This window comes from Micromonospora sp. WMMD812 (genome assembly GCF_027497215.1).
Lineage (GTDB): Bacteria > Actinomycetota > Actinomycetes > Mycobacteriales > Micromonosporaceae > Micromonospora.
The window spans coordinates 2053421-2078353 of the sequence record NZ_CP114904.1 but is presented as its reverse complement, the minus strand read 5'-3'; the positions used below and the strand labels follow the sequence as shown (position 1 = coordinate 2078353).

Genomic DNA, 24933 nt, shown 5'->3' with positions numbered 1-24933 from the left:
GGGCGACCTGGAGCGTGACAACGCCACTCCGACCCGTAGAAGACCCGGAAATCCTTGCACATGAATGTGATTTCCATCAGGGGTTCGCGTGGTGGTCTTCTCGACGGGCGCGACGGCCGCTGCCGGTCTGCCCAGCGGCACCTCAAACGGTTCGCAGGTCGATCGAATGACGTACGAAGGATTCCGGAGTGCCGGTGGTCCACCAAAGCACACCGGCCCGATATGCCACGTTGCCGGCCTCGGGACTGATCTGGACGGTCTGGCCGGTGGCCAGGTCGTACACCATCAGCCGGCCCCTGCCGGTGAAGCGAGTGGTGGGAGCGAGCTCGACGAACAGCTCGAAACGATTGAGCACCGCGACGTCGGTGACGACGGTGGTCGCCGTTCGGCGGGCGACCACCCGGCGATCCGAGCCATCCGACCTCACGACCTCGATAATGGGCCAGCCGTCGTCGTCGGCCGAGACCGCCCGACACCAGGTGGGCGTGCACTCGGTCAGGCTCGACCGGGTCCACGGCATCGCACGTTCCTGACCGGTCAGCAGGTTTCGCAGCCGGCCCGTGCCGGCGAGGTCGGTGAGGCTGTCGACCAGCCACGGCCATGCGGTCATGGCCCAACGGCCGGGTTCTGTCCGCACCTCGACAGCGCCGCCGGTCAACGAGACCGACCGCACTTCGGTGTCGTCCCGCGATCCGGCGGCCACCCAGTGCACTCGCCCCTCGGCGATGACCAGGTCGTACTGCGTCTGGTGGAACAGCGGATAGCCCAGGCTGGCCGTGAGTCGCCGGGGCCGAACCCCACCGTGCAGATCGGCTGCCCAGAGCTCCCGGTAGCCCCCGCCGAAGCTCTCGACCCAGACCAGAACCTCGCCGTCGGTGGCCGGCCTCTCGAAGGCCGGGTTGCGATCGAGCGTTAGCCGGCGCAGCTCGCGACCCCGGCCGCCTGCTGATTGCAGCACCAGACGCAGGTGCCGAGCGTCAGGGCTGGGCGCGCTGCCCACCGATCGCGCGGCGTCGAAGAACAGGATGGGCGTGTACGGCATCCCGTCGGTGAGGTCGGCCGGTACTCTGCCGCGCTGGGCGCCGGGCCAGGCCTGCGCCGCCGTGGGAGGTGGCGGCGGCTGCCCCGGAGGCGGGGCGAATGGCGAGAGAAGCAGCACGCCGCCTGCGGTCAGGGCTGCTCCGAGTGAAAGGAACCGGTGTTCATCCAACCCTGGTGTCTCCGTTTCCGGCAGCCGCCGGCATCCAGTGGCCGGGCGATGGCCGCATCTGAGATCCTTGAAACCGGCTCTGCCCGTGTTCCCAAGTCAACGACACACTGTCGAGCGTCGTCGCGGCAGACACGCCATCCGCTCGCCGATACCCGACCTCGGCACGTTCGCCCGACCGGGCGACATCGCTTCCTGTCACGCGCTGTCACTGGTGCAGGTGGGCGCGCTGCCCCTCGCGGTCGAAGATCATGATCAGTTCGGCCGGCTCGTCGAGTGCTGTCATCGAGTGTGGTGTCATCGTCGAGAACTCGGCTGCTTCGCCCTTTGCGACCTCGATCTGCCGCTCACCGAGCCGCAGCAGCACCCTGCCCTCGAGGACCAGGAACCAGTCGTACCCCGGATGGACCCGCTGGGCGGGCGTCGTCGCCTCGGGCTCCAGCCGGATCTTCATCGCCATGGTGCGCCCATCGACGCGGCTCAGCGGCCACGTCGTGCGTGAACCCGAGCGGTGCTGCACGGGACGGATCACCACGTCCTCGTCGCTGGTTGCCTCGAAGAGGACGTCGAGGCTGACCTGTAGGGCGCCGGCCAGGGGCACGAGCACATCGAGGCTGAGCGTTCGTTTGCCTGTCTCGACCCGGCTGATCGTCGACGGGCTGAGGTTGCTGCGCTGGGCGAGTTCGTCCAGGGAGTAGCCGAGCGTGGTGCGGATGCTCCGCAACCGGGTACGCGCCAGACGCTCCACCTCACTGCGGTCCGTCATGTCCCCAGCATGGAGATACCTTGCGGATTCCGCAAGCTGCCTTTCATATCCCGGCTGGTATTCCTACGCTGGACCCATGACGGACCATGCCCACGGAACACACGAACACACACCGCACCAGAGCATCGTCCGCAGGTGCGACGTCGCCGTCATCGGCGGATCGGCCGCCGGTCTGGCCGCCGCGCTGCAGCTCGCTCGTCAGCGACGCTCGGTCATCGTCGTCGACGACGGCACGCCGCGGAACGCGCCGGCGGCGCACATGCACGGCTACCTCGGACGCGACGGCACCCCGCCCGAGGCGATGCGGGCCATCGGGCGGGAGGAGGTCCGTAGCTACGGTGGCAGCGTCCTGACCGGCCGTGTCCTGGCGGTGCGGGAAGAGGACGACGGGTTCCACCTCGCCCTGTCGGGCGGTCACGGCCTCGTCGCACGCCGGATCCTGGCCGCGACCGGCATCGTCGATGAGCTTCCCGACATCGAGGGCCTGGCCGAGCGTTGGGGTCGTCAGGTGTTCAACTGTCCGTTCTGCCACGGCTGGGAGGTCCGCGACCTGCGGGTCGTGCAGATCGTCACGACGCCGATGGGACTGCATCCGACCTCGCTGATGCGGCACCTGACCGATCGGTTGACCGTGGTGCTGCACGACGCGACGGGGATCGACCCGGCCGCGGTGCGGACCCTCGTCGCCTCCGGGGTCCCGGTGCTCGAGGGCGCGGTGCGCCGGGTAGCCGACGCCGGCCCGGACGGGTCACTTGTCGTCGAGCTCGCCGACGGCCGCAGCCTGCCGGCCGATGCGATCCTCGCCGGGGCCCGGTTCCGTCCCCGGGTCGAGATGCTCGCCGGGCTCGGCATCGACACCGCGGCCCACCCCAGCGGACTCGGTGACGTCGTCGCGGTCGACCCCATTGGACGTACCAGCGTGGCGGGCGTCTTCGCCGCCGGAAACCTGACCGACCCGAGCGCCCAGGTCCTGCAGTCCGCGGCGAACGGCAGCTGGGTCGGGGCGCAGATTGCCTTCAGCCTCGCCGCCGAGGACACCACGGCCGGCATTCGCCGCTGCGGTGTCGCGATCGAGTGGGACAGCCGCTACGGGGAGCAGGAACGCGTGTGGAGCGCCAACCCGAACGGCACCCTCGTGGCAGAGGTGACGGACCTGCCGCCCGGGCGGGCGCTCGACGCCGGCGCGGGGGAAGGAGCCGACGCGCTCTGGCTGGCCGAACGCGGCTGGCAGGTGACCGCCTCCGACGTCTCCAGCAGGGCACTCGACCGCATCCGGGCCGAAGCGGAACGTCGCGGGCTCGACGTGCGTACGCTGCACCGCGACGCCAACGACCCCGCCGCCTTCGCCGACGAGACCTACGACCTCGTCTCCCTGCAGTACGGCTCGTTCCAGCGCACCCCCGAGCAGCGCGGACTGCGCAACCTGCTCGACGCCGTGGCCGTCGGCGGGACCCTGCTCGTCGTCGGTCACGACCTGACCTGGCTCCGGCAGCCGTCGGACCCCGGCGAGCAGACCCGCATGTACGACCCGCAGGCGTACGTCGGCATCGACGAGATCACCGCCGCGATCACCGCTTCGGACCACTGGCGCATCGACGTGAACGAGACCCGCCAACGCCCCCCAGGGGCGATCAGCACACACCACGTCAACGACGTCGTGCTGCGCGCCGTGCGACTGAGCCACCGCAAGGAGTAGGGCTTGCGGCTTCCCGCGGGTGCCGCGCTGTGGCCGCGTGCCGCCGCCGACCGCTCCGTTACCAGTTCGGCGCGACCGCGGTCCTGGCCGTCTGCGCGGTGGTGTGCTCCGTAGCGCCGGCGGCCGCAGCGGTGGTGCCCTCGTCCCGTGGCTTACCCTGCCCCGACGAGGGCCACGCCCATGGCTGCGGGGGCTGATGACGGAGGTGCTGCACGCTGCGGCGCACCGGGTGACCGGCCATGACTGAGCATCCCAATCCGGTCCGCCGCACAGGCTGTTCGTCCGGCAAGCATGTTTCCGGCGTCGGCGCCAGGTCGGGCCGGGTCGCGCCACCGGAGTCAGCCGAGCCGCCCCTCGGAGAGGGTGAGGATCCGGTCGGTGCGGGCCGCGACGCGGTCGGAGTGGGTGACGAGCACGACGGGGGTGCCGTCACGGCGGCGGAGGCCGTCGAGAGTGTCTAGGACGTGGGCTTCGGTGTCGCGGTCGAGGGAGGCGGTGGACTCGTCGCAGACGAGTACCGTGGGCGTGGCGGCAACGGCCCGGGCCAGCGCGACGCGGTGGCGTTGGCCGCCGCTGAGCCGGTCGGGTGTGCGGTCGAGGACCTCGGCCGGGAGCGCGAACCGCTCGATGACCTCCTCCAGCGTCCAGCCCGAGGTTCGACCGTGCCGGGCGGTCACGGCGAGTGCCCGGGTGAGCGCGCGACGGACGGTCTCGTGCGGGTTCAGGGCCGCCCGGGCGTCCTGGCCGACGTAGGCGAGGTACGGCTGGCCGGTACGCGCACGGATGGCCGTGTCCCAGCTCACCGGCACGCCGTGCACCAGCAGCCGTCCGGCGGCTGGCGGGGCGAGCCCGCAGAGAGCCCGCGCCAGCGAGGTCTTTCCGCTGCCGGACGTCCCGCGGACGCCAAGGCGCTCGCCGACGTCGATTCGTCCCTAACTGAACGGCGTTGGAACTAGACCCCGGGCGGGCACTCCCAACCCATGCCGGACCGCAACCGTCAGGTTGACGGGAAGATTCACTCCGGGTGGCTTGCGGTGATCACCTGCGCCCGGACGATCCCCGATGATCGTCCTCAGCGGACAGACGCCGGGTTGCGAGAGGTCTCCTAGCCGGGTGGTGACGGCGGCTCGGGTGGGCGTCCGCGGGCGCGGGCGGCGTCGGATACGGCGATCCCGGTCAGGACGAGGGCAGGGGCGGCGGCGACCGCGACGGGCGGCAGGGGGAGCATCGCCGGTGTCAGGGCGGCCAGCGCAAGGACGCCGATCGGTCGGGACCGGGACACGCGGCCGAATACCGTGTGCTCGAAGCGGGCGCGTCCGGCCAGGTACAGCGCGGGTCCGCCGAGGATGACGGCGATCCAGGCCGGTGGGGTGTGCCCGAGCGGTTGGGCGATGATGAGTTCGTCGCCGACGGCTACCGCGACCACGCCGGCCACCATGGCGAGGTGGGCGTATGACGCCGATCCGGCGAGGCGGACCGGGTCGGGGGACACGGCGATCGCTTCCGCCAGGACTTGCCCGGCGCGGTAGATGTAGATCCGCCACAGCAGCACGGTGGTCGCGATCGACACTGCGAACGCGGCGACCTCGTCCGGCGCGAAGCCGTTGCTGCTCAGCGCCAGGCCGGTAACCAGGATCAGCTCGCCGAGCGCGATGATGAAGAACTGCCGGTAGCGCTCGGCCAGGTGCTCGCCCGAGATCACGAGGTCTTGGCTGGGCGTACGGCCCGCCCCCGGGGTGGGGAAGCCGATCCTGCCTGCCGTGTGGTCAAGGACCACCGCGAGGGCCCACAACGCCCCACGCGCCGTGCCGTGCACGAGCGCCCCCGCGATCCACGGCAGCATAGACAGGCCGTACCAGAACAGCCCGCGTACGCCGGTGCGCTGCAGCTCGTGGCCACGCAGAACGGCCACGAGGACGAGCCCGCGGCCGAGCTGGATCGCGACGTACGCGCCGGCGAAGATCAGGCCCGTGTCGCCGAATGCCTCGGGCACCGCGGCCGCCATCACCAGGCTGCCGACCATGGTCGCGATGACCAGCGCCTGGATTACCGCTCGTTGCGGGTCGGTCCGGTCGGTCAGCCACGCGGTGCTGGACCAGACCCACCACATGGCCCCCAGCAGCACCAGCGTCCGGAAGGCGCCGCTCCAACCGAGATCCTCGGCCAGGCCGCACGAGAGCTGCGCGAGCGCGAGGACGAACACCAGGTCGAAGAAGAGTTCCAGGAACGTGGCCCGCTGTGGATCCCCGGCTTTCCGCACCAGCTCGGCCGCCCTGCTCGTCGTCATCGGCTCGCCCGTTCTGCCAGCTCTGCTCCAGGTTTGGGGGCATTCTGACATGCGCCAGCGGCGGTGACCGCGGACGTGCTGCCGTGGACTGGATCGAGCGACCCGCGTGACACGGACGGGCGACGGTCGAGGTCGGGCGCAGCATCCTCGAGTTCCACGGCAACAACTCGACCGGCTTGGATGACTGACTGACCAGGGAGGCAGGGAGAGTCGATCACAGACGCTGTAACTACTAGTATGTACACATGCCGAGAACTGGCAGCACCCGCGACCAGCTGATCGAAAGCACCCGGGAGCTTCTCTGGGAACGTGGCTATGCCGCAACCAGTCCGCGCGCGATCCTCGACAGGGCGGGCGCCGGGCAGGGCAGCATGTACCACCATTTCGCCGGTAAGGAAGACTTGGCCGCCGCGGCGATGCGGTCCACCGCGCAACAGTTGCTCGGGCGCGCCGAGGCGGATCTGACCAGCGACGGTTCCGCGTTCGAGCGTGTGAAGGCCTACCTGCTGCGCCAACGCGAGGTCCTGCGGGGGTGTCCGGTGGGACGGATGACCGGCGACGCCGAGGTCCTGGAGTCCGCTGTCCTGCAGGACGTGGTCGCCACGACGTTCGACCAGTTGCGGGCACACATCGTGGCCGTCATTCGTGACGGTGTGAACAACGACGAATTCAGCCGCGGCGTGCAACCTGCCGATCTCGCCGACACCGTGCTTGCCGTCGTACAGGGCGGCTACGTGCTGGCCCGCGCGGCCGGCGATCCCGCGCCGTTCGACCGTGCCGTCCGCGGCGCCCTCGCGATGCTCGAACACCTCCGAAGGAAGGACAACCGATGAGGCGGATCGACGCCGCGCTGACCGGTCTTCCGAACGACCCGCGCGTCACGGGCTCGGTCTCCGGGCTGCACCTCGTTCCACAGTCCACGATGACCCATGTCGCAGTCCAGACCGGGACGCCCGGCAACGACTCCGTGCGTGGGCTGGAGCCCGTCGACGGCAGCCGTGGGAGGTGACGCGGTGAGACAAGGCCAACTGTTGATGCAGTACCCCATCGCGCTGCCAACCGACTACGACATGGACATCATTCGGACACGAGTGCGCACGAGAGGCGGCGCGCTCGACAATCGCAGAGGGCTTCGGTGCAAGGCCTACTGCATCCGTGAGGCAGGCGTCGACGGGTCGCAGGTGAATCAGTACGCACCCGTCTACCTGTGGGCGGACAGCAGCGCCGCTGCCGAGTTCCTGTGGGGGGCCCAGGGGTTCGACGGCATCGTGCGCGACTTCGGTCGACCGCGTGTGCGGACCTGGGTGCCGAGCGCGCTCGGTGTGGGCGGGTGCGGAAGGTCAGACGTCACCCACGCGTGGTTGCGGACTGAGGCGATCGCCCAAGAGGCCGATCTGGTGACGGTGGCGGAGATGCTGACAGCACGGGTGGACGCCCGAGCCCGACGACCGGAAACTCACCTCGCGTTCGCCGGCATCGATCCGACAACCTGGCAGGCGGTCGAGTTCACCACGGTCGCCGGACTCGGTCGCGCGGCGATACCGACTGACGGCACGCTCTTCACCGTGTTGCACGTCAGCGAACCGGACCAGCGGTGAATCATCCCACATATACACGCACCGTGCTGTCGGGCGGAGCAGTGGCCGGCCTGATCCGGGTGCGGATCGATCCTGCCCGCGCAGCGCGTCCTCAACCCACGGCGGCCGGCTCGGTGGGTCGCGCCGTGAAGAAGCGGGTGACGTCGTCCGCCGCGGTGGGGGACAGCATCATCGCCTGGACCCGTGCGGACATTTCGGCGATCGGGCGAATTCTGGTGAACATCGCCTCTTCGTACGTCCGGATCGCCGAGTCCGGGTCGGCGGGGTTGGCGGCGAGCTCGCCGGCGAGCTCGGCGGCGTCGAGCATGGCCTGGTTGGCACCCTCGCCGACCGGCGGCATGAGGTGCGCGGCGTCTCCGATGAGGGTGATGCCCGGCTGGTGGGCCCAGCGTGTGCCGATGGGCATCGCTTCGATCCTGCGCGGCGTCGGCGTGCTGTCGCCGGCTTCGATGAGTGCGGTGAGGCTTGGGTCCCAGCCGTCGAACATGTCCAGCAGGGCACGCTTACTCCGGTAGGTGTCGAGGTCGCGATCTTCTGCGCGCAGGGAGATCCCGACTCGTATGCCGCCGTCGCCGAGGCGTTGCGCGGCCAGGATCTGGTTCACGCCGATGCACCACAGGTTCCCGGGGCCGACCAGCTCGGCGAGATCCGGGTGGCGCCGGTCGGCGTCGCTGATGTTCAGCTCGACCAACGTGGCCACGTGGGACAGTCTCGCGTCGGTCAGCAGCGACCGGACGACCGAGCGCGCGCCGTCCGCGCCGATGAGGACGTCGCAGTCGGTCTTGTGGCCACCATGGAACGTCAGCCCGAAGCCCCCGTCGGGTCGTGGCGTCGCCGCGACGAGCTGATGCTGCCAGGCGACCGCGTCGCCGGGGAGGGAATCGAGCAGAAGATCGCGTAGTGCGCTCCGATCGATCTCGGGACGTCCGGAGAATGAGCCGGGTTGTGGCTTGTGGTGCACGAGGGTGCGTCCGGCCGGGTCGAGGATGCGATGTTCTTCGCCCTCGGGCCGCGCCTCGGACCGGAACCGGCCGGCGAGACCCGCCGCGGCGAGGGCCTGTTGCCCGGATTCCGGGTGCAGGTCGAGCGATCCGCCCTGCGATCGTGCGGATCGGCTCGCCTCGCGTTCGTACACCACCGCGTCGATGCCGTGGCGGTGCAGGATCCGTGCCAGCGTCAGGCCGCCAAGGCCACCACCGGCGATCGCGACTCGCATCACCATCTCCCTTACCGTACGCTGTATTCTATGGATACGCCGTACGGTAGCGCATCGTTGCCCGTCTGGGAACGGCCCGAGCCTCAGCCTCGGGCGGCGCCGGTGCCGCTGAGCCGAGCGAAGATCGCCGCCACGGCGATCCGGCTCGCCGACGCACACGGCCTCGACGGGCTGTCGGTGCGCAAGATCGCCAAAGAGCTCGGTGTCGGTCCGATGCGGCTCTACGACTACGTGATCAACAGATCCGAGCTGCTCGATCTGATGGTCGACGCCGTGTACGCCCAGATCGCCGAGGCCGGCCAGCACTCCGAGTGGCGCGTAACGGTCCTGGCCATCGCCCACGCGACCCGTGCCGCCGCACTTGATCACGAGTGGTTCGCCGACCTGCTCGGCGGAAGGCCGCAGTTGGGGCCTCACGCGCTCGCCGTAGGCGAATCGACCGCGGCGGCGCTCAGTCAAGCCCCTGGCGTGCGTGGCGTCGACGACCTCCAACGAGCCTTGGGCGCCCTCAACGCCTTCCTCATCGGAGCGCTCCGCAGCGAGGTCACCGAGCGACGCACCGCCCGTTCCACCGGCACCGACGTGACCGCCTGGCAGGCCAGCCTCGGGCCCTACCTGACACGCATGCTCGACACCGGCCGCTATCCCACCGTCGCCCGGCTCGTCATCGACGGCGCCCACCTCGACGCCGAGGAAACCTTCCACCACAACCTGACCACCATCGTGGACGGCATCACCAGCCATCCCCACCGGTGACCTCCTGCTCGAAGGCCAGGGGCGGCTGAGCACGATGCACCTCGACCAGACATCCGGACCAGCCGCAATTCGCGCATCGAGCGGTCGCGATCGTCGACCGCCCCAGGGTTGGGCGTCCGTCAGATTTGACAGCGCTATGGCTAGCGGTTATCTATTGTCGGTCGACGGAGGTGTGCCCGGGTGCAGGATGTGGTGCTGGCCATGCTGGCGAAGGAGCCGGCGTACGGCTATGAGCTACGAAGCCGGATACGCGCCGCGCTCGGCCCACTCGGCGAGGCGATGAACGCCGGGCAGATCTACGTGACACTGGCGCGGCTGGCCAAGGCGGGGCTGGTGACGTCGCAGCGGGCCGAGGGCCTGCCGGACCGACCCGATCGCCGGGTCTACGCGTTGACTCCGGCCGGGCAGCAACGGGTCGCCGCGTGGCTGACCGAGGTGAGCTGGCCGAAGCCGGACCTCAGCGAGTTCCATCTCAAGCTGGTGGCCGCCGCGGCCGCCCGGCTGGCCGATCCGGTGGCCCTGGTCGACGCGCAGCGGCGCGAGCTGCTGCGCCGACTGCGGGACACCCAGCGGGCCGCGTTGGATCGGTCGGTGGATCCGGTCGCCGGGTTGTTGGTGGAGGGGGTCGTGCTGCGGCTGCGGGCCGACCTCGAATGGCTGGAGGCGTGCGAACGGATGTGGACCGAACGCGACCGGACCCGACGGAAGGCGAACCCATGACCGAGCACACCGAGCGAAGCGAGCGCCGCGAGGCCGTACCCGGTGGTGCCGCATGACCGGATCGGCGCTGCTGCGGGCGCGCGGGGTGACCAGGTGGTACGGCCGGGGGAGCGCGTTGGTCCGGGCGGTCGACGAGGTCGACCTGGACGTGCCCGCCGGGCAGACGCTAGCGATTATGGGCCCGAGCGGCTGCGGCAAGTCGACCCTGCTGCACCTGCTCGGCGGTCTGCAACGCCCCACCGACGGCGAGATCTGGCTGGCCGAGCACCGGATCGACACGATGAGCGAACGCGCCCTGGCCCGACTGCGGCGCCACCACATCGGCTTCGTCTTCCAGTCGTTCCACCTCATGGACGAACTCACCGCCGTGGAGAACGTCGAACTGGCCGCGCTGCTGGCCGGGCGGTCTCCCCACCGAGCCCGGCAACGTGCCCTGCACCTGCTCGACCGGGTCGGGCTCGCCGACCGCGCCACGCACCTGCCGTCGGCGCTGTCCGGCGGCCAACGTCAGCGGGTCGCCATCGCCCGCGCGCTGAGCAACGAGCCGCTGATCCTGCTCGCCGACGAGCCCACCGGCAACCTGGACAGCGCCGCCACCCTCGAGGTGCTGCGGCTGTTCGAGGAGCTACGCACGGCGGGGCAGACACTGGTGGTGGTCACCCACGACGCACGCATCGCCGCGATCGCCGACCGGATGATCTCCATGCGGGACGGGTCGTTCGCCGACGACAACCATCTCGCCGCCAGCCCCGCCGCCGCGGGCGCCGGTACGGTCTACGGCGGGTGGCGCTGAGGTGCGCGGACGTCTGCTGCTGATGTGCCGGCTGCTGGTGCGCGACCTCCGCCGACGGCGCACGGAGACCGTACTGCTGCTGATCGCGATCAGTGCCGCGACCGGCACGCTGACCCTCGGCCTCGCCCTCGACAGGGCTCTCGCCCGCCCGTACGAGCGGACCCGGGCCGCAACCGCGGGCCCCGACGTGGTGGCGATGCCGGGAGCGACGGGCGCGGAGGCCTTGACCGCCCTCGCGCCGCTGTCCACCGCGCCCGGCGTCACCGCAGACAGTGGGCCGTACCCGATCGCCTTTCTGATGCTGACCGCTCGCGGCAAGACCGTGCAGGCGGTCGTCCAAGGCCGGGACAACTCGCCGGCGGCGCTCGACCGGCCCGCGGTGACCACCGGCACCTGGGTACGCCCCGGCGGCGTGGTCATCGAACCCACCTTCGCCAACGCCCTCGGCGTGCACACCGGCGACACCGTCGACATCAACGGCCATCCGCTGCGGGTGGTCGGCACTGCGGTCACCGCCGCCAGGGCCGTCTACCCGAACGCCGACTGGCGATACGACTCGGGCAGCCCGCTGGTCCAGTACGCCGGCCTGGTCTGGGTCCACAGTAGCCAGATCCCCGCGCTGGCCGGCGCGCGGCCGCTGTCCTACACCCTGAACCTGAGATTCGCCGACCCGCAGGTCGGCACCTCCTTCCGCCACATGGGCAGGGACGGGATCGAATACACCAGCTGGATAGAGATCGCCGACACGGACGGCAAGCTCGTCAAACAGGCGCGACGGGTCCTGATGGTCGGCAGCTGGCTGCTCACCGCTCTCGCGGTGGCCAGCGTCGCCAACATCGTCGCCGGCCGCGTTGTCGACCAGCGTCGCAGGGTGGGGCTCCTCAAGGCCGTCGGCGCTGGACCAGCCATGATCGCCGCCGTGCACCTCGCCGAATACCTCGTCATCGGGCTCGCCGGCGCCGGCGCCGGCCTGACCGCCGGCTGGCTCGCCGCGCCCGCGCTCACCAACCCCGGCGCCGGACTCCTCGGCTCCACCGGCACGCACCCGCCCGCGCTGCGCACCGTGGTCGCCGCCCTTGCCCTGGCGCTCGCCATCGCCGTCGCGGCGGCGCTGGCGCCCGTGGTGCGCGCCGCCACCACCGACACCGTCCACGCGCTGGCCGATGCGGCCACACCACCGCGCCGCCGGCGGTGGCGCGTCTGGCTGTCCCGCCGGCTACCCACCGCGCTGCTGCTCGGGGTACGCGTCAACGCCCGTCGGCCACGCCGCGCCCGACTGGTCATGGTGAACACCCTGATCACCACGATCGCGCTCGCCGCCTTGCTGATGGGCCTCGCGCAGGACCGGCAGGTCAAGCTCGGCGAATCGGAGCTGGCCAACCCCCGCAACACGCGAACCCTCCAGGCCATGCTCCTCGTCATCGTCGTGCTGTGCGTCCTCGCATTGATCAATGCCGTTGTGAGCACCTGGACCACGGTCCTCGACGCCCGGCACCCCCTCGCCGTCGCCCGCACACTCGGCGCCACACCCGCACAGGTCACCGTGGGCATGGCGGTAGCGCAGCTCCTTCCCGCGGCACCCGGCGTCGCCCTCGGGGTCCCGGCCGGAATCGCGCTGTGCCTGGTCGTCACTCCGGGCGACCCCCAGTACGCGCCCGGCTCCTGGATGCTGGCCATGGCACTCGGGGTCCTGCTCGCCGTCGCCGCACTCACCGCCATCCCCGCCCTGGCCGCCACCCGGCGGCCGGTCGCGGACGCCCTCCAGTCCACACCGACCTGACCGATAGCCAACGGCGTACCGCCGCCGCACGCCGCCCACGATCGGCAGGAACCGCCGACAAGGCCTGTCCTACCCGATCGAGTAAGGCCTGGCATCGGCTGGCCCGGGCCGATCCACGCGAGGTCCAACACCAGGGCGTCGATGATGACGCGGGCGTGGGCGGCGGTGCAGGGGCACTGATTGCCGGAGTGCCTACCGTCTCACTGCGGCACCACAGCGATAACGTCGATCTCGATCAGCATTCCGTCCAGCGCAAGGGCGGGCACCGGAATCAGAGTCCACGCCGGCTTGCGGTCACCCCATACGCGATCGAACTCCTGTCTCACCAACCCGAACTTCTCCTCGTTGTGGTCAACGACGAGGAGGTTGAACTTGGCCACGTCCGACATCGTGGCGCCGGCGGCCGCAAGCACAGTCTCCGTGTTTGCCAGCGCCTGCCTGAGTTGCGTCCCGAAGTCCTCCGCCAGAGCGCCGTCTTCGGTCTCGCCGCCTTGTCCTGCCGGGAGGATCATGCGCCAACCGGCCGGGAATATCGCAAGATGTGAGTAGGCATTCGGCCGAGGATCGTAGAGACCCGTCGGGTTGATGAACGTCAGGTCATCAATGTGTTCCCCGTGAACGTTGTGTGGCACGTCGTTCTTCCCCTCTGTGTCCCCTGTGAGGACGTCCGCCCCTTCGGATTATCACCGAAAGCGCTCAGAGTGTTACTCGCCGTTGTCGCGAGTCTAGTGCTCCAGCCATGTCTGGCGGGTCGGACTCTTCGCTGGTAATGGGATTCCTGGCCCAGTCTCGGCGACGGGCGTCGCTATCGTGGCCGTCCACGGAGAAGACCGACGGCTCGGAAACAAGATCATGTGTCCGTGGTGACCCTCCCGTCCGGCGCCGGCGATGGGGCGAATCAGTCCCACCAGAACGACCACCACGCCCGCTCGACGAGGCTCTCGGCGTAACGGGTGAGGGTGTTCGTGCTGGACTGCCACACGTTGTCGGGGCAGAACGCAAAGTGTTCTGCGGCGACGCGCAGCGCGTGGTCTGTATCGGTGGGCGGAGCGGCGACGCTGAGGTAGAGCACGGCTGGTCCGAGGCCGACGACTCTTCCACCGAAGCGTTCTTCCCAGCTGCGCAGCACCGCGCTGAACTGCGCGGTGTCGTTCTCGTAGTTCAGTGGCCCGCCCCACCCCAGATCGGCCAGGGCATCCGCACCGCGAACACTGGCGCTCAGCCCGAGGTGTGGTGCGGTCAGCCAGGCGGCGGCGACCAGGTGTTCCGCGAACTCGGCAGCCCGAGCAGCGGAGTCTTCCCGCAGCGTTCCGGCAGGCGCGAGCCCGGGCCACCGCTGGCCAAACGGCGCCGTCACGGCCATCCGCTCCGGCGCGCTGAGCATGTCGTCATCCTCATCAAGGGCCGTGTAGGCGGACCACCACCCTGCCAGCAGCTCATCGGCGTCATGATCGCCCGGCCGGGACTTGATGAGACCCGGGTCGAGCTCGCCGGTCGTCCATGGGCTGCCCGCCTCGTACCTACTCTCTCCGAGCAGCAGTGGCCACAGACCCGTCCGGGCGTGGCACGCCTGAAGCGATCCCCACAGACCGGGGTCTGGACGGGTATCGCTGATCCACAGGATTGGCTCATCGAGAACCCCAGCCGCAGTTTCGAGCACGGTTCGCCCTGGCGGAAGGGCGGGGCTGAGGAGGCCGCTGCCCGAGTCGTGTCGAAGGTGCGTCAGCGGATTGCGTGTCATGGCGCGCAGGGTACTGACCGGCCGGGACAATCGAAGACACCCAGCTCGTTCACCGGGGCTGCTGAGGCCGGCACGCCTTCGTCGGACGGTGGATCGCGCGCTCGATGGACGAGGACGAGAAGCGTGTGTCGGCCGAGGCTGTCTGCGCCGTTCAGGACGGGTACGTGTTGCCAGGCGTCGTTGCGATCAGTACATCGGCTACCGGCTGCCAGCCGAGCGTCCTGTACAGACGTTGACCGTCCTCGCTGGCGATGAGGATGCCGTGTTCGGCGCCTTCGTCGATCGCGGAGCGGGCTAGTGCACTCATAACCGCGCTGGCCAGGCCTCTGCGGCGATGAGCCGGCATGGTTTCGATCCGGTCGGCGACCGCATCCGTACCGGCCAGTCCCATCGTCCCGCGCGCACCGATGTCTCCTGACTCGTGCCGTACCGTGGCCGTGACCACGCTGTCGCCACGGTAGGAATCGACCTGGGTCAGCAGCCGGTACGGTGCCGCGGGCAGGTTCTGCTGATGCCCGCGAAGATCGGCTGTCATCAGCAGTTCCGAGTGCTTCAGCACGATCAGGCCGGCGGCCGTCAGCGCCGTGGCCGCCCCCACCGGATCGGTGGTGGGCACGGTCAGCCATGTGACGGCGTCCTCGCCAGCCACCAGCTCGGCCAGCCTGGCAAGCGACGCGGGGTCCTCGTCGGCATCGAACGCGACATATTCGATGTCGCGGCCGGGCTGCATGGACCGGACCCGCAACGCGCCGCCTACGTCGTCGGCGACGGGCAGCTCGCGAGCCACGCCCCAGCCGCGCTGCCAGCGGACGATGAGATCTCGCAGGTTGCTCACTCATTGAGTAGATCACTTGCAGGTGAGCGGCCTGCCACGCCCTGGGACGCGGTGAGCCCGAGATCGTGTGCGCGGAACTGCGGCCGACACGGCACAACGCGCGTGACAGGCGTCGCGTGGGTCGAACGCTCGGCCGCGGCCGATGAGCGGGTGTTCCGTGGCGAACCGCAGAGGTGGCCCGGGCCGTGGTCGGTGGACCTCGGCCCGGGTTCTGGGTCGGACCTCAGGTCAGGGCGATGTAGAGCCGTTGACCGGCGGGTCGGTAGCCGACCCGCTCGTACACCCGCCACGATTCCTCGCCGGAGGCCTCCAGCCAGGCGATCTCCGTGCCGGTGGTGAACAGCCGCCGGGTGATGTCGGCGGTGATCACGCTCGCCAGTCCCTGGCGGCGGTAGGGCGTGCGAACGGCGATGCCGGCGACCTCGCTTACCGCGCCGGTGGGCGGGACCGCCCCGCCACCTCCCACACAGGTGCCGTCGCCAGCGACGGCCATGACGGCCACGCCGCCGTCGCCCTGCAGGTTCCGAAGCCGAGCTACGTCAGCCTCGGAGGCCACCGGGTCGCCGCCGAACGCTTCGTTCTGCGCGCTGATCAGCGCGGCGCGCTGAAGATCGGTGCCCGGTTCCTGCAGATCGAGGTGGTCGAGCGTGGGTGGTGTCGTCAATGTGCTGGGCGTGCAGAGCAGGTAGGTGTGCCGGGCTTCCGCGAGAAAGCCGGCGGCGGTCAGGAGTGCCTCCAGGCCGGGGGCGCAACTGATGACGTACTCCAGGCGGGGTTTGCGATCAGCCGCGCGGAAGGCTGCGACCAGGGCGGCGACGTCGGCGGCGGTGATGGCAGCACCGGGACGCGGCGTCGCGTAGTTGATGTTGGGACTGGTCGTGGTGGGGTCCATCCCGAACACGAACGGCCCCACCGCTACGGGTGCGGGTCGGTTGGAGAGGTTGGCGACGACGGACTGCTGGATGCGGACATCCATGATCAACGTAGACCTCGATGCAGGAGAGAAGCTGCGGTGGGCGGAAGAAGCGTTGGACCGCTCAACCGTGATGGAGCAGCGCGACGATCCTCCGTCGCGTGCTCGACACTCAGGCGGCCGCTCGGCCTACCCGGATCACAGGCGTCATTCCCTCATGCAGAGTGCCCACGCCGATCGCGTGGTCGGCTGCAAGGTTGCCGCAGCCGTCTCGAGCTTGTCAACCCTTGATCACTGCCGCGTCCGCGTCGGCCGTCACGGCCGACGCTTCATCGCGCTGCTGTCCGGCGGTGGGTGGCGCGGACGGGCGACGGGCAGCGACGACCACTGCGGCGGCCGTCACCAGGGTGAGCACCGATACCCCGGTGAAGGCGATCAGGGTCTGCCGATCGAGACGGGTGACCGGCATGCCTCGCTTCGCCTGCCAGGTGAGCACGGCGAACACACCGGTGTAGCCGAGGCCGGCGACGCCGACGAGCCGGGCCCGGACTCGTTCGGCGCGGAGCCAGTCATGACGGGTCGCGAGCGCACCCAGGATCGCGGTGATGAGCAGCAGCACCTGGATGGCGTGCAGGCCGACGAAGTGCGGCACACGGAGGTCGCCGCCGGTCGTGCTCCAGTTGGTGAGGAACATTCCGTTGCCGTCGGGGTCGCCGATGCCGTGGCCGCCGTTCATGGACACCGGGTTGCCGTTGGCGTCGGTCAGCGTCCGCGGTGTGGCGCCCGCGGAGTTGCTGAGCCAGAGCGCCACGACCATGCTGGCGATGGCAAGCCCGAGTCCGGCGCGCAGGGCGCGGGTCATGGCACGGTCGCCGGTACGTTGGATCAGGACCAGGACCGCGATGATCAGAGTGATCAGCAGGAGCGGTGCGACGCCGATGGAGAACACCGTCCGCACGGTTTCGGCGACCGGCTCGGCGTCGTTGTTGAAATGGCTGAACGTGCCGTGCGCGGCAGCGTAGACGACGGCGCCGACGTCGAGCAGACCGGCGACGGCGAAGACGGTGCCGAGCCACCACCCGAGACGTCTGCCCTTGCTCAGCTTGCTGAGCAGCCACGCCAGCGTCAGGCCGTACACCCCCATGGCGAAGCCGAACTTCATCGGTTTCACCCAGACCGATTCACCCAGCAGCAGGCGATCGTCGACGATCAGACCGACGGCGGAGACCAACGTCAGGGTGAACATGAGCGTCGCGTTCGCCACCAGCGGACGGTGCCAGCCGCGCATCGCGCGCAAACCTGTGGCAAGAATGGTCATCGGGCACTCCATACGAGGATCAGCCGGTCGTAACCACCTGAGACGAGCCGGCCGTGGACGAAGCTGATGCGTTCACAAGCCTCGGCAACTGCGCGCCGCGTAACCATCCGATGTGCCCCCGGACGCGTTCGCCGGCTAGCCCCCGGTCGGGCCGGGGGTTAGCCCCCGGCCCGGGTGGGCGTGCCCATGTCGGCGATCACCCGAGTTCGCAGATCGTGAGCGAGCGGTGTCGGGTCGCCGCACCAGCGGCAGCCTCCCCACCGCTGCGTGGACCGGACTTCCTGGGCGGCGCCTCCGGCCGCGTCGAGGATTCGACGGCTGGCGGCGACGGCGAGGGGCGCCTGGTCGGAGCCCTGGCCGCCGTCGACGACAAGCAGGGCCCCGGGCCTTCGCCACTCGCGTGCTGGTGCAGCGTGCGGTCGCCCCGCATCATGTCGCCATGACTCTCGCTCCGGTCCTCACCCCGGTGGCACCGCGGCCGCGCCGCCTCTGGTTCTTCGTCGCGGCACTGGTCGCCGTTGGCGGCGGGTTGGCGGCGGCCGGCGTGCTGCTGTTCGTCCTCCGCTCTGGGGGTCACCTGGGACAGCGCTTCACACCGGGTCAGGTGGTCACGGTGCGCCTGTCGCCGGCGGACGAGAAGATGGTGTGGGTCAAGGAGACCGGCCAGAGCGTCCCGGACGTCAGATGTGACGCGTCACCGGTGGACGGCCAGGAGATTCTCGAGTCCAACGAGACCCGCCTGCTTTCCGAGGATGTCGAACTCGACGTCGGCGAGGAACGGTGGCGCGGTCTTCTCACCCTGTCCGCCGGGCCGGCCGGTAGCTACACCGTGACCTGCGGGACGGCCGAGAGCGGTCCGACACCGACCCTCTCGATCGGCGATCCGCCGCGGTTCTACGATGCGCGCGACACGGCTCTCGGCAGCCTGGCGGCGTTCGGTCTGGCCAGCATCGGTGTGATCACCGGCGGGGTGCTGGCGGTTGTGGTGGCTGTCCGACGTCGCTCGCACCGGGCCCGCCTACGTCGGCGGGGCGCCGATGCCGATCACGGCTGACATCCGAAGGAGCAGCCTCAACCGAGCGATGAGGGGCCGGGTCGGCTGAGAACTGCCGACGACGGGCCGGACGGCCGGCGGTGTTGTCGCGATCCGGCGGCGTGGAACGGGAGGTTCGGGGATGCGGGTGGCCGTACGGGAAGCGGCGGCGGTCGACGCGGCGGCGCTGGCGGGGCTGAGGTGGCGGCGGCTGACCGAGGAGGGCGGCTACCGAGGGACGGACCGGGCGGCCTTCGTGGAACTGTTCTCCACCTGGGTCGCGGACCACCGCCCGACCCATCTGCCCTTCCTCGCCGAGGTCGATGGTGAGGCCGTCGGCATGGCGTGGCTGATGGTCGCGGAGCGGGTGCCCACTCCCGTACGGCGAGGCCGTCTGTGCGGCGATGTCCAGTCGGTGTACGTGGTTCCGGAACTGCGGGACGGCGGAATCGGTGCGAGATTGCTGGAGGCCGTGCTGGCCGAGGCGCGCCGGCGGGAGTTGGAACACGTGACGGTCCACTCCAGTGAGCGGGCGGTGGCCTTCTACCAACGGGTCGGTTTTCGGCACGACGAGCGCTGGCTGCGCTGGGCACCCGACTGACGGCGGGTGGTCAGGGGTAACCGCGGCCGTCGGTGCCGATCCAGGTGGCGACGCAGGCCTCGTTGCCCTCGGGGTCGGCCAGCACCCACCACGACGGGGCCATCTCGTCGCTGACGACGCGGCCGCCGGCCGCGACGGCGGCGGCGACGCGCGCTTCGGCCTGGTCGTGTGGCAGCCAGACGTCGAGGTGGACCCGGTTGCGTTGCGGGCGGGGGGCGTCCATCTGCTGGAAGCAGACGACCGGCTTGCGGCGGTGCGGGTCGTTCAGCTCGTCGACGGGCCCGCCGTCGCGGTCGCCGTAGCCGAGCACCGCGCGCCAGAACGGGAGCACCCGGGCGACGTCGAGTGCGTCGATGGTGACGACGACGTTCTGCACCCGGTGTGGTTCGGCGGTCAGGTGGAGTCGCCGCGCGGCGGCGGAGATGAGCCGGGCCAGCTCGACGTCGCGGCTGCTGAGCCCGTCCGGTGCGGGGGCGGTGGTGAAGAGGCGGACGAAGACGCCGTCGGGCCGCAGGTCGACGTCGGGAGCGTGGTCGTCCAGGCCGGGAAGGTCGGCGATGGCCTGCGCGAATCGAGCGCCGGTGGCGAACGACCCGGTGCGGAAGTAGGCGCCGGCCCCGCCGTCGGCGACCCGCCAGTCCGCCACTCCCTCGCTGTGGTGGAACTGCCGTGCCGTGATCGGTTCTGTCATGGTCGCCTCCCGAGCGGATGGTGCCCGTTTGCGTGTCCCCGGCCCGGGTCGGCCGTCGCCAGCCGCCAGTATGCGTGGTCGGGCCACCGAACCGCACAACATTCAATCCGGTCTATGCGGTTTCGGCTGATCGGCCATCTATGCCTGACAATGTCCATCGGGGACATCGCGTTCGGTTCCGCGCGCCTAGCCTGACCGCACCGATCCGTTGACGGTCGGTGACGGCAGTGGGCGAACGGGGGAAGACGTGGGCAGGTCTCGACGAAGGCTGCGCGGGATGGCGGTACGGGCCGCCCTCGCCGCCACCACCAGTGTGATCGTCACCTCGACGATGTTGGGGATTCCGGCCAGCGCGGTGGAACCCCCGACGGCGGCCGACCGGGCCCGCTGCGTCGAGCTGATCCGCACCGGCGGCCCCGCGGTCGCCCGAGCGGCGGAGGTGGCTCTGACCGGCTCGGACGCGGACCTGCGGGAGTTCCTCGACACCGGCTACGCGGAGGCGTTGGCGCACGACAACCGGGTCCGGGTGGAGTACTACCAGGAGATCGGCGGCAGCAGCGTCCGCGCGGCGGCCGAGGCGGCGCTGGCCGGTTCCCCCGCCGACGTCGAGGAGTTCCTGGAGACCGGCTACCAGGCGCCGCTGGCGGTCGACCTGCGGGTGCGGGCGGCCCAGGTGATGAACGTGGGCGGCCCGCAGGTGAAGTCGGCGACGCAGAAGGCGCTGACCGGGACCCCGCAGGACCTGGAGCGCTTCTTCTTCATGGAGCTGGGCACCGCCCGGACGCTCGACGACCGGATCCGGATCGCGCAGATCATGACCGCCGGCGGCCCGGCCGTCCGTGCGGCGGCCCAGCAGGCGCTGAACGGGACCGACCGGGACCTGCGCGAGTTCCTGGTCAACGGGCAGCACGTGGCGCGGGCCCGGGACCAGGAGGTGAGCACGCTCTCCCAACTGGTCAGCCGGGCCAAGGAGGCCGGCGAGATGGCGGCCGAGGAGACCGAGGCCGCGAAGAACGCCTCCGCGCAGGCGGTGGAGGCGGCACGGCTGGCCAAGGCGGCCGCCGAGCGGGCCAAGGCGGAGACCGAGGCGGCCCGGGACTCGGCCAAGCGGGCGTCCAGCGCCGCGGCGCGGGCGGCGGACGCGGCGGCCCGGGCGGCGGACGCGGCGCGTACCGCGGTCGGCGCGGCGAAGGCGGCCAACAACGCGGCGCGGCTGGCGTCGAACGCGGCCGCGCGGGCCGCGTCGGCGGCGACGCTCGCCGGGCAGGCCGCCTCGCGGGCGTTCGGGGCGGCGGCCAACGCGGCCACCGACGCGAACCAGGCCGCGGCGGCGCGGTCAGCGGCGGCGGCGGCTCGCAAGGTGGCGGTCGACGCCCGCAAGGCGGCCGAGGCGTCGCTGGCCGCGGGCAACGCGGCGCAGGCGGCGAGCGGCGCGGCCGCAGCGGCGGCGAGCGCCGGTGTCAACGCGGCCGCCGCGGCCTCGGCGGCCGCCGACGCGGGCAACTACTCGAACGTGGCGGCGGCGGAGGCGGCGCGGGCCCGGGCGGCGGCCGCGGCGGCGCAGCGCAACGCGGCGGCGGCGACGCGCGCCGCGAGCGCGGCCGAGCGGTTCGCCGCACAGTCGGCGCAGGCCGCGCGGCAGGCGTACCAGGCGGCACTCGACTCGGCGGCACACGCGGAGGCGGCGGCCGCGGCGGCCGACGACGCCGCGGCCCACGCGGGCGAGGCGGCCCAGGCGGCGGCCCGCGCGACGGCCGCCGCGAACGGGGCGACGACGGCGGCGAACGCGGCGACCGCCGCCGCCGACCAGGCCGCGCAGGTCGAGGCGGCCGCCCGTGAGGCGGACGCCGAGCGCCTGGCCGCGCAGACCGCGCAGGGCGTGGCGGACGCGGAGGAGGCGCGCCTCGCCGAGGAGGCGAAGCTGGCGCAGGCCGCGGCGGACGCGGCCGAGGAAGCGCGGCTGGACGAGCAGACCCGGCAGTGGCTGGCCGAGGCGAGCGCCCCCGGTGCTCCCTCGACCGTCGTGCTCTCCAGCGGCCGCCGGGCGGCGGCGCGGCTGATGAAGACCGGTGGCGAGTGGACCCAGGCGGCGGCGGCCACCGCGCTCGCGGGTTCCGAGGCCGACCTGCGCAGCTTCCTCGCCACCGGGCTGGCGACGGCCGCGGAGGAGGACGACCGGGCCAAGGTGCGCAACATCGCGGCCACCACCGGCGTCGCGGCCCAGAAGACGGCGGCGGACGCGGCCCTGACCGGGTCCCACGAGGCCGTCACGGCCTTCCTGGAGACCCGGGCCTACCCGGGCAAGGCGACCGACGACCGGATCCGGATCGGCCAGATCATGAGCAGCGGCGGGCCGCAGGTGCGGGCCGCGGGGCAGGCGGCGCTGGACGGCACCGACGCCGATCGGCACGCGTTCCTGATGACCGGCCAGTACGCCGCGGCGGAGCAGGACGACCGGATCCGGGTCGCCCAGATCATGAACGCGGGCGGGCCCGAGGTGAAGTCCGCCGCCCAGGTCGCACTTACCGGCCCGCGGGCGTACCTGAAGGACTTCCTCACCGACGGGCAGTTCCGCGCGCAGAAGCGGGACGCGGAGGCGGCCACCCACGTCGCCCGGGTCCGCGGCCTGGTCGCCGAGGCGTCGCGGTACGCGGCCGACGCCCGCAAGGACGCCGCGGAGGCGCAACGGGTGGCGGCGATCGCCCGCCAGGCGGCCGCGGACGCGGCCCGCTACGCCGAGCAGGCGGCTGCCGCGGCCAGCCAGGCCGCCGCGTACGCCAACGAGGCCCGCACGTCGGCGGAGCAGGCGGCGGTGTCGGCGCAGCAGGCGGCACAGTCGGCGCAGGTGGCCCGCAACGCCGCGGCCGCCGCCCAGCGCGACGCGGAGGCCGCGGCGAAGTCCGCGGCCACGGCGACCGCCGCGGCGGCCCGGGCCAGCTCGTACGCGAGCGCCGCCCAGCGGGCCGCCGACCAGGCCCGTGCCTCGGCGCTGGCCGCGGGCAAGAGCGCCCAGGAAGCGGCGGCGGACGCGAAGATCGCCCTCGACGCCGCGATCCAGTTGCAGCGGCAGGAGCAGGCGCAGGGTGGTCCCGACGGGCCCCAGTGGCACGTGCCGGTGCCGGGGCAGGACCCGCCGCTGGATCCGCCGTTCCGGCTCGGCAACCAGCTGCTCGGCAACAACCTGCTCGCCCAGGCGGCCATGAAGCTGTGGGGCGGGACGTGCTACGCGGGCGACAAGCAGATGATCTGCTACAACGTGCGGACCCCGAACGGTCGGCCGATGACCATCGGTGACTACCTGCTCTACCCGCAGGGGCCGGACGATCTGATCGACGAGTTGGAGGACGAGGCGGCGGTCCGGGACGCTCTGCGCGCGAACGGCGTCGACGCCGGGACGTACGGCCCGGACCTGCTCGAGCACGAGGCACGCCACTCGGACCAGTGGCAGCACTTCAGCCCGCCGCACTTCCTGGCCCTCTACTTCTCCGGCACGGGCCTGTCGTACCTGCTCACCGGCACCGACGGTGACGCCAACCCGTGGGAGATCGGGGCCAACCCGTGGAAGGGCGGATACTGGGACTATGGCAACGAGCCGACCCAGCCGAGCTGGCTTGAACCGGTGGCCAAGTGCATGCTCGGCCTCTGCTGGTGAGCCGACGATGACGGCGCCCCGGCTCGTCCGGCTGGTGGCGGCTCTCGCGGCCGCCGCCACGCTCGGCACGCTGGCCGCCTGCACCCCGGCGGCCAAGCGGGTGGCAGCGTTGCGCAGTGTGGACGGTCATCCGACGCTACTCGTGGCCGCCTGCGACGGGTTCGAGGCCGACGGCGTGAGCGTCTCGACGGTGGGAGTCACCCCGCGGGTGCAGTGGGACGTGGACCGGGACACCGGCGCCGCGTCGACCGAGGTCCGGTTGTTGCAACTGCCGGCCGGGTGGACGGTCACCGAAGGGACGCTCACCGCCTTCGAGCCCGGCCGGGAGTACACCGTGTCCGCCGCCGACGGCGGCGAGACGTCCTTCCCGGTCCACTTCACCGTGGAGGAGTTGGCGGCGCTGGCTCCGGACCAGGTCCTGGTGGGTGAGGCCGCCGGTGAACGGAAGGCGGTCACCGAGTCCGAGTTCCGGCGCGAGGCGAAGGAGAGCTGCTGAACCGAGGCGGCGGGTGCCGGCGCGGCGCCCGCCGCCGACCAGCGGCGGTGATCGCGCCTCGATAAACGGCGAACGGGGTTCGCGGTTTTAGAGTGGTTCCGTGAGCGACGCATCCACGGGGCCCGGCGAGAGCGGTGCCGACCGGCAGCCGATCTGGGCCAGGCCGGAGCGCGGCAGCCGTGGACCGACCCCGGGACACAACCGGGACGACATCGTGGCGGCCGCCATCGCCCTGGCCGACGCCCAGGGCATCGGCGCGGTGTCGATGCGCGCGCTGGCCACCGCGCTGGGCACCAGCGCCGGATCGCTCTACCGGTACCTGTCGTCTCGCGACGACCTGCTGGACCTGATGACCGACCGGGCCGCGGGCGAACTGCGGCCCTATCCGGAGTCGGACGGCGACTGGCTGGACACCATGCTGCTGCTGGCCCGCCGGCAACTGGCGCTGTACCGGCGCCACCCGTGGCTGGTCGACGTGAACCACCGGGCGTCCGGCGTCGGCCCGCAGAGCCTGGCCTGGTTCGACAACTGCCTACGGGTCCTGGAGCCGATTCCTTGCGCGGCCACCGCCAAGTTCGAGGCGATCGCGATGATGACCGGGGTGGTCAGCCTCTTCGCCCGCAGCGAGGCCACCGCCCAGCCGGTCACCTTCGCCGGCCTCGACCTCACGGCGTACCCGCATCTGGTCGCCGCCTTCACCCGACCCACGGTGCCCGCTCCCGGCACGGACCTCTTCGAGCGGACCCTCCGGAGCCTGCTGACCGGGCTGCTCGCCGCCGAGCCCGCCGACTGAGGCCGTGGGCTCGGCGGCGTACGGGGTGCCCACTAGATTCG

24 protein-coding genes are annotated in these 24933 nt (G+C 71.4%); 13 read left to right on the top strand and 11 right to left on the bottom strand.

Features of this window, described 5'->3' with window-relative positions; translation table 11 throughout:
• Positions 1-142 precede the first annotated feature (142 nt).
• Both O7603_RS09410 and O7603_RS09405 read right to left on the bottom strand, forming a co-directional pair.
• Positions 143-1210, bottom strand: a complete 1068-nt coding sequence (locus O7603_RS09410) for a hypothetical protein (RefSeq protein ID WP_281575311.1) — start codon at positions 1208-1210, stop codon at positions 143-145.
• Between the two features lie 205 nt (positions 1211-1415).
• Positions 1416-1973, bottom strand: a complete 558-nt coding sequence (locus tag O7603_RS09405; protein WP_281575310.1) for an XRE family transcriptional regulator — start codon at positions 1971-1973, stop codon at positions 1416-1418.
• A 76-nt stretch (positions 1974-2049) separates the two neighbouring features.
• Here O7603_RS09405 and O7603_RS09400 point away from each other — a divergent pair, with 76 nt between their 5' ends.
• On the top strand, positions 2050-3669 hold the full coding sequence (locus O7603_RS09400; RefSeq protein WP_281575309.1) for a bifunctional NAD(P)/FAD-dependent oxidoreductase/class I SAM-dependent methyltransferase: 1620 nt from the start codon (positions 2050-2052) through the stop codon (positions 3667-3669).
• Positions 3670-4007: 338 nt separating this feature from the next.
• Here O7603_RS09400 and O7603_RS09395 read toward each other — a convergent pair whose 3' ends face one another.
• Complete coding sequence (locus O7603_RS09395) at positions 4008-4595, bottom strand: ATP-binding cassette domain-containing protein (RefSeq protein WP_281576648.1); 588 nt, start codon at positions 4593-4595, stop codon at positions 4008-4010.
• Positions 4596-4774: 179 nt separating this feature from the next.
• Positions 4775-5956 carry a low temperature requirement protein A gene (locus O7603_RS09390; protein ID WP_281575308.1) on the bottom strand — a complete coding sequence of 394 codons (1182 nt, stop codon included), beginning with the start codon at positions 5954-5956 and terminating at the stop codon, positions 4775-4777.
• A gap of 245 nt (positions 5957-6201) precedes the next feature.
• On the opposite strand from O7603_RS09390, the gene O7603_RS09385 reads away from it, so the two are divergent.
• From O7603_RS09385 to O7603_RS09375, 3 genes are read left to right on the top strand one after another with little or no spacing between them, the layout of a single operon-like run.
• On the top strand, positions 6202-6789 hold the full coding sequence (locus O7603_RS09385; RefSeq protein WP_281575307.1) for a TetR/AcrR family transcriptional regulator: 588 nt from the start codon (positions 6202-6204) through the stop codon (positions 6787-6789).
• On the top strand, positions 6786-6965 hold the full coding sequence (locus O7603_RS09380; RefSeq protein WP_281575306.1) for a hypothetical protein: 180 nt from the start codon (positions 6786-6788) through the stop codon (positions 6963-6965). The genes O7603_RS09385 and O7603_RS09380 overlap by 4 nt, the downstream gene beginning before the upstream one ends.
• Before the next feature lie 25 nt (positions 6966-6990).
• Positions 6991-7554 carry a DUF4865 family protein gene (locus O7603_RS09375; protein WP_281575305.1) on the top strand — a complete coding sequence of 188 codons (564 nt, stop codon included), beginning with the start codon at positions 6991-6993 and terminating at the stop codon, positions 7552-7554.
• A 91-nt stretch (positions 7555-7645) separates the two neighbouring features.
• Here O7603_RS09375 and O7603_RS09370 read toward each other — a convergent pair whose 3' ends face one another.
• Positions 7646-8929, bottom strand: coding sequence for an FAD-dependent monooxygenase (locus tag O7603_RS09370; protein ID WP_281575304.1), 1284 nt, complete (start codon positions 8927-8929; stop codon positions 7646-7648).
• A gap of 18 nt (positions 8930-8947) precedes the next feature.
• On the opposite strand from O7603_RS09370, the gene O7603_RS09365 reads away from it, so the two are divergent.
• The 4 genes from O7603_RS09365 to O7603_RS09350 all read left to right on the top strand — a co-directional run bounded on the left by O7603_RS09365 (position 8948) and on the right by O7603_RS09350 (position 12819).
• Complete coding sequence (locus O7603_RS09365) at positions 8948-9526, top strand: TetR/AcrR family transcriptional regulator C-terminal domain-containing protein (RefSeq protein WP_281575303.1); 579 nt, start codon at positions 8948-8950, stop codon at positions 9524-9526.
• 180 nt (positions 9527-9706) lie between these two features.
• The gene (locus tag O7603_RS09360; RefSeq protein WP_281575302.1) at positions 9707-10246 is read left to right on the top strand and encodes a PadR family transcriptional regulator; all 540 of its coding nucleotides are present in this window, start codon (positions 9707-9709) and stop codon (positions 10244-10246) included.
• A 52-nt stretch (positions 10247-10298) separates the two neighbouring features.
• The gene (locus O7603_RS09355; RefSeq protein ID WP_281575301.1) at positions 10299-11039 is read left to right on the top strand and encodes an ABC transporter ATP-binding protein; all 741 of its coding nucleotides are present in this window, start codon (positions 10299-10301) and stop codon (positions 11037-11039) included.
• Between the two features lies 1 nt (position 11040).
• Positions 11041-12819, top strand: coding sequence for an FtsX-like permease family protein (locus O7603_RS09350; protein ID WP_281575300.1), 1779 nt, complete (start codon positions 11041-11043; stop codon positions 12817-12819).
• Between the two features lie 200 nt (positions 12820-13019).
• Here the strand turns inward: O7603_RS09350 and O7603_RS09345 are convergent, their stop codons facing one another.
• The 5 genes from O7603_RS09345 to O7603_RS09325 all read right to left on the bottom strand — a co-directional run bounded on the left by O7603_RS09345 (position 13020) and on the right by O7603_RS09325 (position 17626).
• Complete coding sequence (locus tag O7603_RS09345) at positions 13020-13451, bottom strand: RidA family protein (RefSeq protein WP_281575299.1); 432 nt, start codon at positions 13449-13451, stop codon at positions 13020-13022.
• A gap of 266 nt (positions 13452-13717) precedes the next feature.
• Complete coding sequence (locus O7603_RS09340) at positions 13718-14560, bottom strand: DUF4253 domain-containing protein (RefSeq protein ID WP_281575298.1); 843 nt, start codon at positions 14558-14560, stop codon at positions 13718-13720.
• A 151-nt stretch (positions 14561-14711) separates the two neighbouring features.
• Positions 14712-15395, bottom strand: coding sequence for a GNAT family N-acetyltransferase (locus tag O7603_RS09335; protein ID WP_281575297.1), 684 nt, complete (start codon positions 15393-15395; stop codon positions 14712-14714).
• Between the two features lie 223 nt (positions 15396-15618).
• Positions 15619-16287, bottom strand: coding sequence for a GNAT family N-acetyltransferase (locus tag O7603_RS09330; RefSeq protein ID WP_281575296.1), 669 nt, complete (start codon positions 16285-16287; stop codon positions 15619-15621).
• Between the two features lie 301 nt (positions 16288-16588).
• Positions 16589-17626: a hypothetical protein gene (locus tag O7603_RS09325; protein WP_281575295.1), complete on the bottom strand. Its 1038-nt coding sequence runs from the start codon at positions 17624-17626 to the stop codon at positions 16589-16591.
• 544 nt (positions 17627-18170) lie between these two features.
• On the opposite strand from O7603_RS09325, the gene O7603_RS09320 reads away from it, so the two are divergent.
• On the top strand, positions 18171-18680 hold the full coding sequence (locus tag O7603_RS09320) for a hypothetical protein (RefSeq protein WP_281575294.1): 510 nt from the start codon (positions 18171-18173) through the stop codon (positions 18678-18680).
• A gap of 121 nt (positions 18681-18801) precedes the next feature.
• Positions 18802-19260: a GNAT family N-acetyltransferase gene (locus tag O7603_RS09315; protein ID WP_281575293.1), complete on the top strand. Its 459-nt coding sequence runs from the start codon at positions 18802-18804 to the stop codon at positions 19258-19260.
• 10 nt (positions 19261-19270) lie between these two features.
• Here O7603_RS09315 and O7603_RS09310 read toward each other — a convergent pair whose 3' ends face one another.
• Positions 19271-19951, bottom strand: coding sequence for a VOC family protein (locus O7603_RS09310; RefSeq protein WP_281575292.1), 681 nt, complete (start codon positions 19949-19951; stop codon positions 19271-19273).
• Positions 19952-20228: 277 nt separating this feature from the next.
• On the opposite strand from O7603_RS09310, the gene O7603_RS09305 reads away from it, so the two are divergent.
• The 3 genes from O7603_RS09305 (at position 20229) to O7603_RS09295 (ending at position 24892) form a co-directional block, all read left to right on the top strand.
• A complete protein-coding gene (locus tag O7603_RS09305; RefSeq protein WP_281575291.1) occupies positions 20229-23603 on the top strand; it encodes an ALF repeat-containing protein in 3375 nt (1124 codons plus the stop codon).
• A gap of 7 nt (positions 23604-23610) precedes the next feature.
• On the top strand, positions 23611-24099 hold the full coding sequence (locus O7603_RS09300) for a hypothetical protein (RefSeq protein WP_281575290.1): 489 nt from the start codon (positions 23611-23613) through the stop codon (positions 24097-24099).
• 100 nt (positions 24100-24199) lie between these two features.
• On the top strand, positions 24200-24892 hold the full coding sequence (locus tag O7603_RS09295; protein ID WP_281575289.1) for a helix-turn-helix domain-containing protein: 693 nt from the start codon (positions 24200-24202) through the stop codon (positions 24890-24892).
• Positions 24893-24933: the final 41 nt, after the last annotated feature.